The following is a 14,449-nucleotide window of genomic DNA, read 5'->3' as shown; positions in this document are numbered from 1 at the left end:
ATGAAACGATTTAAACTTACATATATAGGAGTTGCTTTATTGACCTTGTCCTCGTTGAGCAGCTGCAATCACGACGATTGGTTTGACCGGGATTCAAAATCATTGATTACCGATGCACAGCTTTGGAATGACCCAAAACTGTTGACTTCACTCGTCGCCAATTATTACGATAGAATGCCAACGCTGCATGGTGTTTTCAATACAGGAGGAATGACCGAATTGGATGATGCTATGTGGTCGGGACATCGCGATCAAAACTGGCGTAATGATTATCAGTTTGGTGACGATTACGGTCGCTATTGGGATTATGGATTGATTCGGGATCTGAATCTTTCCCTCGAAAATATCGATCAGTTCAGTACACAATTGTCTGATGCACAACGCAAGCAGTATAAAGCCGAAATACGCTTCATCCGCGCTTTCGTTTATTTTGAGCTCGTCAAACGCATGGGTGGGGTTCCGATCGTTACAACCCAGCTCATCTATGACTTTAGCGGTGATCCAACACCATTGCAGGTGGCACGTGCAAAGGAGTATGAAGTCTACGATTTTATTTACAAAGAATTGGAAGAGATCAAGGAAGATCTTGCCGTCTATAATGCCAGTAAGACCAGAGCTAACAAGTATACAGCATTAGCTTTGGAAAGTCGGGCAATGCTTTATGCGGCGTCCATCGCGAAATATAATAATCTAATGGCCTCACCGATAACGACTGCCGGAGGAGAAGTGGGGATTCCAGCCAATATGGCGACGGGGTATTATACCAAGTCACTGGCTGCTTCCAAGGAAATTATGAATGGCCCCTATGCGCTTTATAATGAGAATGCCGATAAAGGTGCCAATTTTTATGATATGCTCAATAAGAAAACTGGTGCTGAAGTCATCTTTGCCAAGGATTTTGTCACGAGTTTAAAAGTTCACCGCTTTGCTTATGACAATATCGTCAGAAGTCTGACCGAAGACAATGAGTCGTCATCGACGATTTCTCCTTCATTGAGTCTTGTAGAAAGTTTTGATTATCTAGACGGTAGCAAAGGTACACTACATGATAAAAACGGCGCAGGAAATTACGTAGCCTACCAAAATATTAACGATATTTTTGCGAATAAAGATGCTCGTTTGTTTGGGACTGTGATTTATCCGGGAACTTCCTTTCGGGGACGTGCTGTGAGTATTCAAGCTGGAGTGGCAACTTGGGGGACGAATGGAGCTTACCAGTTTACAGCAGCGCCACAACTGGGACAGAATTATGCGAGTGGTGGTTTGTGGACCGGCTTTGATGGACCGCTTTATGACGCACAGGACGTCAGCAACACCGGCTTCTATATCCGTAAATTTGTCAGCGATGCGCCGGCAGCCAGTACACGCGGTACATCAGCTGCTAACTGGTGGCCGTGGTTTCGTCTTGGTGAAATTTATCTCAACGCGTCAGAAGCTGCATTTGAGCTGGGACAGACTGTGGACGCAAGAACTTACGTCAATAAATTACGCGAAAGAGCAGGATTTCCGGCCAATAGCGTTAGTAACCTAACAATGGATATTATCCGGAACGAACGTCGTGTGGAACTTGCTTTCGAAGATCATCGTTACTATGATCTTAAAAGATGGCGTATTGCACATTTGGTGTGGGACGGATCGGAAAATGATCCCAACGCTGTTGTATATGGACTATATGCTTATCGTGTCGTGCGCCCAGGGCATGCCGATGACGGTAAGTATATCTATGAACGGGTAAGACCTGCGCGTTTCAGAAAGGCACGCTTTTTCCGTATGGCCAATTATTATGCGTCCATTAGTCAGGATGTCATTAATAAAAACCCTAAAATAGTTAGAAATCCATTCCATTAATCTAGTTGTACCATGAAAATAAAATTTTTAAGCTTATTGGTAGCTTTTGCAAGCTTACTCGTTGTAGGTTGTAAATATGATAATTTTGAAGCCCCAAAATCAACGCTTTCGGGACGCGTTGTTTATGAAGGAAAGGCGATTGGCGTTCGGAATAATGGGCCTCAATTGGAATTATGGCAGGATGGGTATCCGCTTCGCTCAGCAATACCCGTATATTTTGATCAGGACGGCTCTTTTTCTGTTAGTCTTTTTGATGGCGAATACAAATTGGTGCGGAAAGGAGATTCACCATGGCTACAACAGGCAACCGATACGGTTTTGGTGCAAGTGAAGGGCAATACGACAATTGATGTGCCTGTAACACCCTATTTCACGGTGACAAACGAGTCTTTTCAAAAAAATAATAACAGTATTACTGCTAACTTTACGGTTAATAGAATAGTAGGTACGGCAAATTTGGAGTTTGTGCGACTTTACCTCGGTAAATCTGTTTTAACAGATCAGGTACAACGCGAGCTACGTGTGGATGCCAATTTGGCTAATGTTGCTTTTGGTCAACCGACAAGTATCGTCGGTGAATTGCCGGACAACCTGAAAAACCTCGATTATGTGTTTGCCCGAATAGGGGTGAAAGCTACGGTATCTGGAGAGTACTACTATACGGCAGTTCAAAAAATAGCTTTAAAATAGGTGCTGATGGCAAGTAAAATTGCCGGATTACGAAGCCACGGGATCATATTCCGTGGCTTTTAAAGATGCAAAAAAAATGGTCTAATGCTTATTTATTCTACTAAACCTTCATGAAAAAAAACAAAATTTCAATCTTAGTTACCTTATTTTTAATACATGCTACATGCGGCGTTTTTGCTCAGGCTTATCGCAGCGGACCTACGGACAAAGATTTTGCAGGTTATTTATTTGCCTATTTCAAAGGTAATGCTGTCGCAGATGAAGCGGTTTGTTTTGCGATTAGCACAGATGGCTATACCTACAGAGCCTTAAATGAAAACCAGCCTATCCTGGATTCGAAGGTGATCAGCAAGACTGGTGGTGTACGTGATCCCCATATTCTCCGTGGCGAAGATGGGAAAACATTTTATATGGTGCTCACCGACATGACCTCCTCCAAAGGCTGGGATTCTAATCGGGGTTTGATCCTGCTAAAATCCGAAGACCTTGTGCATTGGTCTCATCAGGCAATCGATATCCAGCAGCGTTTCAAAGGTCAGGAAGCGTTGAAAAGAGTATGGGCACCACAGACTATATATGACCCTTCGGTCGGTAAATACATGGTGTACTGGTCCATGCAGCACGGAAATGGTCCGGATATCATCTACTATGCCTATGCTAATAAGGAGTTTACAGATTTTGAAAGCGAACCTAAAGTGCTGTTTCTTCCAAAAAATGGTAAATCCTGTATCGATGGCGATATTATTGCAAAGAATGGCTTGTTCTACCTTTTTTACAAAACTGAAGGACATGGAAATGGCATTAAGCTGGCGATAACCGATTCACTGACTTCGGGGAAATGGATTGAACAGCCGGGTTATAAACAGCAAACCAATGATGCTGTGGAAGGATCCAGTGTCTTTAAACTCAATCAGTCGGATAAATATATCCTTATGTATGATGTCTATGGTAAAGGGAAATACCAATTCTGCACCTCCGAAGACCTTGATCGTTTTAAAGTAATCGACCATCAAATTGACATGGATTTCCATCCACGTCATGGGACCATTATTCCTATTTCAAGACAAGAACTTTTGGACTTGACCTCCAAATGGGGGAAACCCAAAGATATAGAATTCGCATTCAGAAAGAATCCCGTTTTGGATGGCTTTTACGCCGATCCGGATGTACTCTATTCCAATAAAACAAAAAAATACTATATCTATCCAACGAGTGATGGTTTTGATGGCTGGGGGGGCTATTATTTCAAGACCTTTTCGTCTTCCGATCTCAATCAGTGGAAAGATGAAGGGGTGATTTTGGACCTGAAAAAAGATGTTGCCTGGGGACCTCGCAATGCATGGGCACCTACAATCACGGAAAAGAAAGTCAAGAACGATTATAAGTACTATTATTATTTTACAGCAGCGCAAAAGATCGGTGTTGCGGTGGCTGATTTACCTACCGGGCCTTTTAAGGACGCGGGAAAACCGCTGATCGATTTTAAGCCTGAGGGTGTCAATGGCGGGCAGGAGATTGATCCGGCGGTGTTTAACGATCCGAAATCGGGAAAAAGCTATCTGTATTGGGGAAATGGCTATCTGGCTGTTGCTGAACTCAACAAAGATATGGTTTCCATCAAAAAAAATACAGTAAAGGTACTCACTCCGGATAAGACATTCCGCGAAGGTGCCTATGTTGTCTACCGTAAAGGACGCTATTATTTCTTTTGGTCAGAAGATGATACCCGGAGTGAAAATTATCGGGTACGCTATGGAACTGCAACTTCCCCAGATGGACCGATCACAGTTCCGGCTAATAATTTAGTCTTACAAAAAGATCCTGCGAAAGGGATCTATGGCACTGGGCATAATTCGATTTTGCAGATTCCCGGTAAAGACGAATGGTATATTGTTTACCATCGATTCAATTATCCCAAAGGTATTGATATGGGCGACGCAGCAGGATTTAACCGGGAGGTATGCATGGATCGTTTGTATTTTGATGATCAGGGCAATGTGTTGCCTGTTGTTCCAACGCTTTAATCACTTGAACCTAATGCAAAAAAGTAAAATGAATAATCTCATAAAAAAACTATCCGTCTTAGCTGTTTCTATTGGTATGGGCATCAGTGGCCTATACGCACAGGCTGGATTTGGTGAAGCCGAAGCGATCAATTCAGACTGGCGTTTCCATTTGGGTGATATCGAGGGGCAGGCCAGCGCAGAAACGAAGCGTGGAGCTTGGCAGCAGGTCCGTTTGCCCCATGATTGGGGCGTAAAATACCCCCTCAGTCCAAGTTTAGCCAGCGCGACAGGCTATTTACCGGGTGGTATTGGCTGGTATCAAAAACAGCTCCTGATACCTATGGCAGATCAGGGCAAAAAAATATTTATCTATTTTGAGGGGGTATACAACCGAAGCGAGGTGTTTGTCAATGGCAAATCTGTTGGAAAACGCCCCAACGGCTATATATCCTTTTCTTATGATATCACGTCATATATTGAGTTTGGAAAAGAAAATACCATCGCTGTTAAGGTCGACCACAGTAAAAGTGCCGATTCAAGATGGTACACGGGATCGGGCATTTATCGTGACGTTTGGCTTGTAAAGGCCAATCCCTTGCATATCGATCAATGGGGAGTATATGCCTATCCCGAGCTAAAGCAAGGGAAAGGAATGTTAAATACCGAAGTGACCGTTGTCAATAGTACGTCCAACGGCAGTGCGGTTACCGTTGTGCAGGAGTTGATTGACGCCGCAGGGAAAGTTGTCGCTAATAAATCGGAGAAAGTGAAGGTTGATGCTGCTGCTAAAGCGACGATACAGCAGCAATTGACGGTTGCAAACCCTAAATTGTGGAGCTTGGATCAACCCAATCAATATACCTTGCGGACAAGCGTATTGCAAAATGGAAAGCAAATTGATCAGTCGGCAATCAAAACGGGCTTCCGAACTTTTACATTTGATCCAAACAAGGGCTTTGCTTTAAACGGCGAATGGATGAAAGTCAAAGGCGTGTGCCTACATCACGATGCCGGTGTGCTGGGTGCTGAAATGTATACCGAGGTATGGCGTCGGCGGCTGCAGACATTAAAATCTTTGGGTGTCAATGCCATTCGAACCAGCCATAATCCGCAAGCATCCTCGCTTTACACCTTATGTGACGAGCTGGGGCTGTTGGTTATGGATGAGGCATTTGATGAATGGGAATTTCCAAAACGGAAATGGCTGCAGGGCTGGAATGTCGGAATGCCCGGTTTTGAGGGATCGTATGACTTTTTTGAAAGCTGGGGAGAGCAGGATCTTGCAGATATGGTCAAACGGGATCGTAATCACCTCTCGATTTTCGCCTGGAGTATAGGGAATGAAGTAGATTATCCAAATGACCCTTATTCACATCCTGTCCTTAACGGCGAGAAGAAGGAGGGTGGTTTTACACAGGCTTCGTATGGTGGATACAAAAAGGATGCACCAGATGCGATGCGTCTTGGGGATATTGCCAAAAGACTGGTTGCTACAGTAAAAAGATACGATAAGAGCAGAGCCGTTACTGCAGGCCTCGCAGGTGTGGCTATGTCTAATGAAACAGCCTATCCTGGAGCACTTGATATTGCAGGGTACAATTATACCGAAAGTCGTTATCAACTGGATCATCAGCGTTATCCAGCACGCGTAATTTTCGGAAGTGAAAATCGACATGATCTTCCGGCATGGCTTGCGGTGCGTGACAATAACCATATATTTGGCCAGTTCTTGTGGACAGGTATTGACTACCTCGGAGAGTCGGGGCGTTGGCCTTCACGTGGATTTTATTCGGGACTGCTGGATTTCGCAGGTTTTATTAAACCGAGGGGTTATTATCGTCAATCGCTGTGGTCCGATAAACCAATGGCTTATTTGGGAACCTATCCATTGAAGGGCGGAGCAACGACTACCGATGTTTGGTCTGCGTTGGAATCCGAGCAAGGACAACGGAAAAATGAAGCGCCCTCCGTGGATGCCTGGCCAATTTGGAACTATCAGGAGGGACAGCAAATCAGGGTGGTCTGTTACACCAATAGCCCTCAGGCGCGATTGGAGCTCAATGGTAAGGTTGTTGGCGAAGAGAAAAATTACGATGAGAAGACAGGTATCATCTTTTGGGATATTCCCTATGCAGCTGGTAAACTAGAGGTTGTTGGTCTGGACACGAATAAAAAAGAAGTAGTTCGGCACACTATCGAATCCAGTGAACGTCCGGCGGCGATTCAGGCGACGGTGATAGGAGGGAAAGCGATTGAGAGCGGTGGCATTTTACAGGTTGCCTTGCAAGTGGTGGATAACAAGGGACTTCCTGTGGTCCTTTCGGAAGACGAAATCACCTGTGATATTGCTGGACATGCGCGATTACTGGGTATGGAAGCGGGAAACAATGCAGATATGGGCGACTATACCGATAATAAACAGCGCGTTTATCATGGAAAAATGATCGTGTATGTTCAGGCTTTGGGCAAATCGGGCGATACAATTAATATACGATTTACCTCGCCTTGGTTGACTATGGCAAACGTAACCTATAGCATAAAATAATTAACTCACTTGTCTTTATTGAACTTCTGAACTAAAAAAAGCACCGGAAAACTCCGGTGCTTTTTTTATGCCAAAATCTTATAGGATGTCCATTCCACTATTGGAAAAATTACGGTTTTATATATATTGCTGACAAAAAATATAAACGGCCAAAGCCAGTTTGTACTTTGCTGCTACCAATATAAAAATCAACAAGGTTATTTCCTTTCAAGGAAATAACTTTGTTGATTTTAGCTAATTGTCTATTATACTTTGCTCAATAGAGCAAACAAAGCTTTAGCAGTTTCTTCCGAAGATCCAGGGTTTTGCCCGGTAATGAGATGACCATCTTGGACTACATAACTATGCCAATCTTCCCCTTTGCTGTACTGACCACCCAATTTTACGAGTTCATCTTCCACTAAAAAGGGAACAACACCCGTTAGTTGAACCGCTTCTTCCTCGCTATTTGAAAATCCGGTAACTTTTTTGCCTTTGACCAGTGGCTGACCATTACTATCCTTGACATAGCGAAATACAGCTGGGGCATGGCATACGGCAGCGACAGGTTTGTTGTGGGCCCAAAATGATTCGATCAATGCAATGGATGTCTTGTCGTTGGTTAAATCCCACAAAGGTCCATGGCCCCCAGGATAGAAAACAGCATCATAATCCTGCTCATTGATATGATCCAAAGGAATGCTATTTGCCAATTTTGTTTGAAGCTCCTTATCGGCATCAAAACGTTTGGTTGCTTCGGTTTGAAAATCCGGGAGTGCACTTTTAGGGTCTATCGGTGGCTGACCACCTTTAGGCGATGCAATTGTCACATCGATTCCTGAATCTTGCAGAACGTAGTAAGGTGCAGCAAATTCTTCTATCCAAAAACCTGTTTTTTCTCCTGTATCTCCCAATTGGTCATGTGATGTCAATATAACCAATACTTTTAATTTGTCTTTTTTCATATTAAATAACCAAGTCTGTTAAAAAATTATATGTTTAAAACTGTAGTACAAAGTAGGGGATAAATTGCCAGAGCCCTATGTGATATACATCACAATTTAGCGAATGGTTTTGCTTTTGTGATATAGATCACATTATTTGGCTTGGTATAGCCTGCTCAGTGTTTCGCGGGAAACACCCAGATATGCTGCAATCAAATGTTTGGGAACGAGATTATAGAGTTCGGGATATTGCTGCATGAGTTCCTCGTAGCGGCTTCGAGCATCGTTGTTCAGCAGGGACATTATTCTTTTTTGTAGCCCAATATATCCTTTATTGGAACGCCATCTAAAAAAGGTTTCAACTTCGTGAATTTCCTTACATACTTTTTCACGGTCCTCGTTCGATAAGCAAAGAGTGTCTGCATCGCTGACACAATCTAAATTGACCGTAGCTGGGCCTTGATTATGCAATGCATTATAATCGGAAGCCCACCACGTTTTTGTGGCGAACTGTAAGATATGCATCTTTTGTTCATCATTGGTGAAATAGGTCTTTAGACAGCCATTTAGCACAAAATACTCTTGTTCCACAAGATCCCCTTGACGGATAATCATTTGTTTCTTTTTAAAGGAGATCGGTTTAAAAAAAGAAAAGAAGTAGTCGAATTGTTCGTCGTTTAACTGGACGGTTTTGTCGATATGTTGTCTCAGAATTTCACGTTCGGTCATAGCTAACAGTTACTTGATCGATTTAAAATTAAACAAAATCTCACAATGATAGCGAAGGGCTGCATCAAGTTCTCCTCAGATTCAAAATTAAGAAAGGAATAACACTACTTTTATAGGGGGTTAACAAGGGATTAGTAGGGGATATACCCCTGCTAACCCCCTGTTATACCCCTGCAATATATTAAGATAATATCAATTAGATTTTAACTTGTGCCCAAACAAAAAAGGACCTTGAAATACTTTAGCCGCGCTGCTAAATTTCCCTGTTTAACCGGTTTAGTGATTTAGAAAAAATGATTTTTTTTTGATTTTATTTTGTTTATACAAAGTTATTTTCTATTTTAGTGTTGCCCATTCAAGGGCACTTTTCATAAAATAGGTTAATAATATGGCTAAAACACCCGGAGTACCCCATGCTTTCGGGTGTTTTTTTTGTTTTTTACCCTTGCGTTATTTCCTTGGATATGTTCAACTAAATTTAAATGCTTAAGAACCTATATCTTGCCTGATTGACTCATTAGGTATATATTTCAGTTTTAATATTCTAGAATAATCGCTAGTAATCTCATGATTATGAAAATTTATTTCGCTGTATAACGATTCTGCTACAGTGTTGCTAATTATAATGACTTTGAGTAAGTTTAGGGAAAGAGCCACAGTAAATAAATTATGTCCATCGTTGACAAACAGACTTTAGCAGATTTAAATGTTACCAATAGCAGGTATAAGGATATGATTGATTTTTTCGATTGTACAGTTACCGTAGGTGGGCGGGACATGTTGTATAGTTATTTTCTTAAACCTCTTTCCTCTAAATTGGAAATAGAAAGCAGACAGCATTTAATTCTTTTTATGCAAAAAGTTGAGATTTCGGATCTATTGGATAAGTATATGATGCAGGATCTTGAGCAATATTTGTCTCTGCCACAGGAACCCTATTCACCTTCTCGGACTACTTATTACCTGGAAATGGTGTCAACGAATTTTTTGTCTTTGGATTTTAAAAAACGCGAGATACTTGTAAAGCGATCTATTCACGAAATAGCAAAGATTACGGATGGTCTTGCTATTTTATTAGAATATGTAAAATCAGAAGGTCATACTTTAGCTATTCTCAAAGAGTATAGTAAACACATAGATTATGTTTTGGAAGATATCGATCGGGATGAATTTATACAGTTGCTGAATAACAAATTTTCTAAAGAGCTGATGATCAAATACGATTATCTTTTTAGAAATATAAAACGAAATGCAATACGTGAGATTTTCGATGTTTTGTATCATTTGGATGCCTTGTTCAGTGTAGCAAAAAGTATCAAAGGAAAGAATCTTGTATTTCCTCAGATTGAGGAAAAGACAGGGGGAGAGGATATGATCACCATACGTGGAGCTTATAATTTATTTATCGAAGATGCCATTAAAAATGATGTCGAAATCAATAAAGAAAATAACCTTTGGTATTTGACTGGAGCAAATATGACAGGAAAATCTACCTTGTTGAAGACAATTGGAAGCTGTGTTTATCTGGCACATCTTGGTTTTCCGGTTCCAGCAGATGCGATGAAAACAGTGCTTTTTGATGGAATATCGGCGACCATAAATTTAGGTGATAATATAAATGCAGGTGCAAGTCACTTTTTTAACGAAGTATTACGGGTTAAACATTTGGCGGAGTTACTGGCATCCGGTAAGCAAATGTTTATTCTCATGGATGAGCTATTCAAGGGGACAAACCATAGTGATGCTAGTGAAGCAACCCAGGAATTAGTTAACTGTTTGAAAGGATATAAGAACAGTGTATTCTTATTGTCCTCACATATTACAGAAATTTGCCCCATACTGTATAAAGATGGTATTGCGATGAAATATTTAGAGGTTCAGTTGGATGAACAGGAGGGGATTGTCTTTACGTACCGACTTTTGGATGGTGTTGCCGAAGAAAAGTTAGGCATGTGGTTATTGCGTAAAGAACGGGTATTTGAGATTTTAAGGAAATTTGATTTGGGAAGACAAAAAGAATGAGATTGATTATATTGTTCCAGTTTTATAGTCTTTGGCAAACTTTTGGTCGAACATAACCAATTGTCTGTATCTTATCGGATTCCGTAGACTTGACAAAGTAATCTAAACCATTTTTTATGATATCCCGTATTCAATTTAGTGTTGTTCTATTTTTTATCTATTTTAATTGCTATTCGCAATCTAAATACGTCAATCCGTTTATCGGTGCGGTTACCAGTGGTGAAAAAGCCGAAACCGGTGGGCATGGTTTCGGTAAAACTTTTCCAGGGGCAGCAACTCCATTTGGCTTAACACAGGTTAGCCCCAACACGATCACTGGTGGAGATAATGGTTCTGGATACAACTACGAGCATACCTCCATCGAAGGATTTGCCTTTACACAAATGAGTGGTATAGGCTGGTACGGTGATCTAGGTAATTTTTTAGTCATGCCGACCACAGGAGAGCTGAAAACTTCGGCAGGCAGTGCCGAACATCCGGAAAAAGGCTACCGCTCTCGTTTTTCCAAAAAAGATGAGAAAGCAGGTGCCGGTTACTATGGAGTGGTGCTTTCAGATTATCATATAAAAGCTGAAATGACCGCTACACCGCATAGCGGTATGCTTCGGTTTACCTTTCCCAAACATAAAAAGTCGCGGATTCAGATCGACTTAGCGCGGCGAGTAGGTGGTACATCTACGGAACAATATGTGAAAGTGGTGGACAACCATACCATCCAAGGATGGATGAAGTGCACGCCCGAAGGTGGAGGTTGGGGAAATGGTGATGGGAAGGCAAATTATACGGTCTATTTTTATGCCCAATTTAGTAAGCCTTTTACCGATACAGGAGTATGGAGTTGTGCCCTTCCAGAGGGGCAAAAACGGAAATTGGAAGATGTCACAAGTGCCAGTTATCAAGAGATGGTTTCCAAATCTGTCGTCACAAAAAATATCGGCATTATGGAAGGTAAACATTTGGGGTTTTATACCGAATTCCCTACACAAGCAAATGAGCAGGTCTTAATGAAAGCTGGAATTTCATTTGTCAGTATGGAGGGAGCCAAAAATAACCTTGAAACAGAAATCAAAGATTGGAACTTTAACAATGTATTGGAGCAAATGCAGAAACGATGGGATGATGCATTAGGGAAAATCGAGGTTCACGGCGGGACAGAAGACGAGAAAACTGTTTTTTACACAGCTTTGTATCATTCGATGATCGATCCGCGAGATTTCTCGGATGTAGATGGAAAATACGTTGGCGGTGACGGACATATTCACCAAACGAAAGATTTTACCAAGCGAACAGTATTTAGCGGCTGGGATGTTTTTCGAAGTCAGTTTCCTTTGCAAACGATTATTAATCCGACTATCGTAAATGATATGATCAATTCTTTGGTGACATTGGCCGAAGAAAGTAAACAGGATTATTTAGAACGTTGGGAATTTTTGAATGCGTATAGTGGCTGTATGATCGGAAACCCTGCCGTATCAGTTATTACGGACGCCTATATGAAAGGGATATCCAACTTTGATGTAGAAAAAGCTTATAAATATGCGCGACAGACTGTTGAAAAATTTGGAAATGGAGAAAAGGGAACTACAGGAGAAATTTCAACGACATTGGAATACGCTTATACAGAATGGTGCCTGTCTCAATTAGCAAAACGATTAAATAAAACGGCTGATGTGGATTTATATGCTCATCGTGCGCAAAGTTATAGAAACCTATTTGATCCCACAGTCGGCTGGTTTCGACCGAAAGAACAGGATGGTACATGGAGTAAATGGCCAGAAACGGGCCGCTTAACCCAAAATTATGGCTGTGTTGAGAGCAACCCTTATCAGCAGGGATGGTTTGTCCCTCATGATGTGGATGGACTTGCAGGCCTTTTGGGTGGTAAGCAAAAAACCATCGCGGGTCTCAATAGTTTTTTTGAACTCGCTCCGCAAGATATGATGTGGAATAATTATTATAACCATGCCAATGAACCGGTACACCATGCACCCTTTTTGTTTAATCGTTTAGGAGCGCCATGGCTCACGCAAAAATGGACGCGTGAAATTTGTTCACGTGCCTATCATAATTCAGTTTATGGTCTGATAGGTAATGAAGATGTGGGGCAAATGTCAGCATGGTATGTATTGGCGGCATCTGGATTACACCCTATTTGTCCGGGTGACACACGCTATGAGATTACAAGTCCTGTGTTTGATACGATCACCTTTAAACTTGATCCCAAATATTATCCTCGGACACAGTTTGTAATCAAAACAGAAAATAACTCGCCTGAAAATCGCTACATCCAAAAGGCTGAACTTAATGGCATCTCTTATAATAACTGTTTTATAGATCACAATGAAATTATGCGAGGCGGAACCTTGGTGCTATTTATGGGTAAAGAACAGAATAAAGAATGGGGGGCTCAGTAAAATTGTTGAAAGCAAATAAAATCAAAGTTTTAAGCAAGTATCTGAAAGTCGCATCAGTAAATGTTTTGGCAAAATAAAAAGATGAATTACTTTAAAAAACAACTCTATATCCTGTGTCTATTGGGCTTGTTGGGCCAGGCAAAGCAGAGCTATAGTCAGCAGCTGCCGCTATTTAGCAAAGAAAGCAACAGCCTGTCTGGAGACTGGCTAATAGGAACTCCCCAGGCGAAAGCAGGACTTTTCAAGACGAAAGAAGGTCATTTGGTCTTTTCCAATGGTTTGGTCAGCCGTACATTTACGACTTTTCCAAATGTAGCCAGTATTGGTTTGGATGAATTGACTGGAAATACAGCATTTCTACGGTCGATTCGACCTGAAGCCAGCGTAACAATCGATGGGTTTACCTTTGATGTCGGCGGATTGGAAGGACAGAAAGTACATAATTATTTACTGAAAGAATGTATCCCGAGTTTAAAGGCAAACCCCATGGCTTTTAAATTCCATGACTATAAAATTGAAGATACAAAACCCCGTTTTGGTTGGAAAAAGAGACCAAACTGGATGCCTAAAGATATGCCTTGGCCTGTCCCGGGCAAAGAGCTGACATTTACCTATACATTGGATCAGCAGGTGATCGATGCGCTTGCAGCAAAGAATAAAAGTGACCAAAACAGGGCATTGCTGTTGGAAGATAAATTTCAGCATCTAGATTCCGGATGGAAGTTGATGGTTTCAAAATCACATGAGCGTAATTCCTTTGTCAATGAAGGAAAAGTGGGCGAAATTATGGCACTTGAAAATGCTGCTGTGTTCGCTGAAAGAACAGTTCCTCAAGAGGTAAAGGTACTCGTAGCCAAGATGAATAAAGGTACTGATCAATCCAACGATTGGGGATTGGGTTTTGGACTAAGCCTAACGAATAGTAATCCCAGACTTTATTGGAGAGCAAGCGAAGGCAAGGTTGTTTTTTTTGATGGCAAACGCGATAACGGAACTTTCGAAGTTGGTAAAGTAGATCAGCTATGGTTTAGATATGAAATAGCCGATAAAGAATTATTGGCACAAGCCTCTTTGGACGGACAGCAATGGCGTACTGTTGGTCATCTTCCACTAAAGTCGGGTGACAAGATACAACTGGTTCGTGTCGGAAAAATGGATCCAAACGGCGGGAATAAGGATGGTAAGGCTTCGACATAGGAAGGGCGCTCCAAAATAGAAGGTTTTTGGGCATACGGTGATTTTCCATCCCAATTTGCAGGCGATCTATCCAGT

Annotated in this window: 9 protein-coding genes; 7 read left to right on the top strand and 2 right to left on the bottom strand. The window is 41.6% G+C overall.

The features are described from left to right. From CBM24_RS18950 to CBM24_RS18935, 4 genes are all read left to right on the top strand, one after another. Complete coding sequence (locus tag CBM24_RS18950; RefSeq protein ID WP_088162310.1) at positions 1-1,848, top strand: RagB/SusD family nutrient uptake outer membrane protein; 1,848 nt, start codon at positions 1-3, stop codon at positions 1,846-1,848. Positions 1,849-1,860: 12 nt separating this feature from the next. After that, positions 1,861-2,538, top strand: coding sequence for a DUF3823 domain-containing protein (locus CBM24_RS18945; protein WP_075993521.1), 678 nt, complete (start codon positions 1,861-1,863; stop codon positions 2,536-2,538). Positions 2,539-2,648: 110 nt separating this feature from the next. After that, complete coding sequence (locus CBM24_RS18940) at positions 2,649-4,562, top strand: family 43 glycosylhydrolase (protein WP_088162309.1); 1,914 nt, start codon at positions 2,649-2,651, stop codon at positions 4,560-4,562. A gap of 28 nt (positions 4,563-4,590) precedes the next feature. Continuing rightward, entirely contained in the window at positions 4,591-7,089 is a 2,499-nt protein-coding gene (locus CBM24_RS18935) for a sugar-binding domain-containing protein (protein WP_198385946.1), read from the top strand. Positions 7,090-7,334: 245 nt separating this feature from the next. On the opposite strand, the gene CBM24_RS18930 is transcribed toward CBM24_RS18935, so the two are convergent. Both CBM24_RS18930 and CBM24_RS18925 read right to left on the bottom strand, forming a co-directional pair. Next, positions 7,335-8,033 (bottom strand): type 1 glutamine amidotransferase domain-containing protein, encoded by a 699-nt coding sequence (locus tag CBM24_RS18930; RefSeq protein WP_088162308.1) that lies wholly within the window; start codon positions 8,031-8,033, stop codon positions 7,335-7,337. 132 nt (positions 8,034-8,165) lie between these two features. Continuing rightward, positions 8,166-8,741, bottom strand: a complete 576-nt coding sequence (locus tag CBM24_RS18925; protein WP_088162307.1) for a Crp/Fnr family transcriptional regulator — start codon at positions 8,739-8,741, stop codon at positions 8,166-8,168. A gap of 669 nt (positions 8,742-9,410) precedes the next feature. Here CBM24_RS18925 and CBM24_RS18920 point away from each other — a divergent pair. The 3 genes from CBM24_RS18920 to CBM24_RS18910 all read left to right on the top strand — a co-directional run bounded on the left by CBM24_RS18920 (position 9,411) and on the right by CBM24_RS18910 (position 14,374). Beyond that, the gene (locus tag CBM24_RS18920) at positions 9,411-10,763 is read left to right on the top strand and encodes a MutS-related protein (RefSeq protein WP_075993517.1); all 1,353 of its coding nucleotides are present in this window, start codon (positions 9,411-9,413) and stop codon (positions 10,761-10,763) included. Between the two features lie 116 nt (positions 10,764-10,879). After that, positions 10,880-13,177 (top strand): GH92 family glycosyl hydrolase, encoded by a 2,298-nt coding sequence (locus tag CBM24_RS18915; protein WP_088162306.1) that lies wholly within the window; start codon positions 10,880-10,882, stop codon positions 13,175-13,177. Positions 13,178-13,258: 81 nt separating this feature from the next. Next, a complete protein-coding gene (locus CBM24_RS18910) occupies positions 13,259-14,374 on the top strand; it encodes a hypothetical protein (RefSeq protein ID WP_157698522.1) in 1,116 nt (371 codons plus the stop codon). Positions 14,375-14,449: the final 75 nt, after the last annotated feature.

The organism is Sphingobacterium sp. G1-14, assembly GCF_002196555.1.
GTDB lineage: Bacteria > Bacteroidota > Bacteroidia > Sphingobacteriales > Sphingobacteriaceae > Sphingobacterium > Sphingobacterium siyangense.
This window is presented reverse-complemented; position numbering and strand designations above follow the sequence as displayed.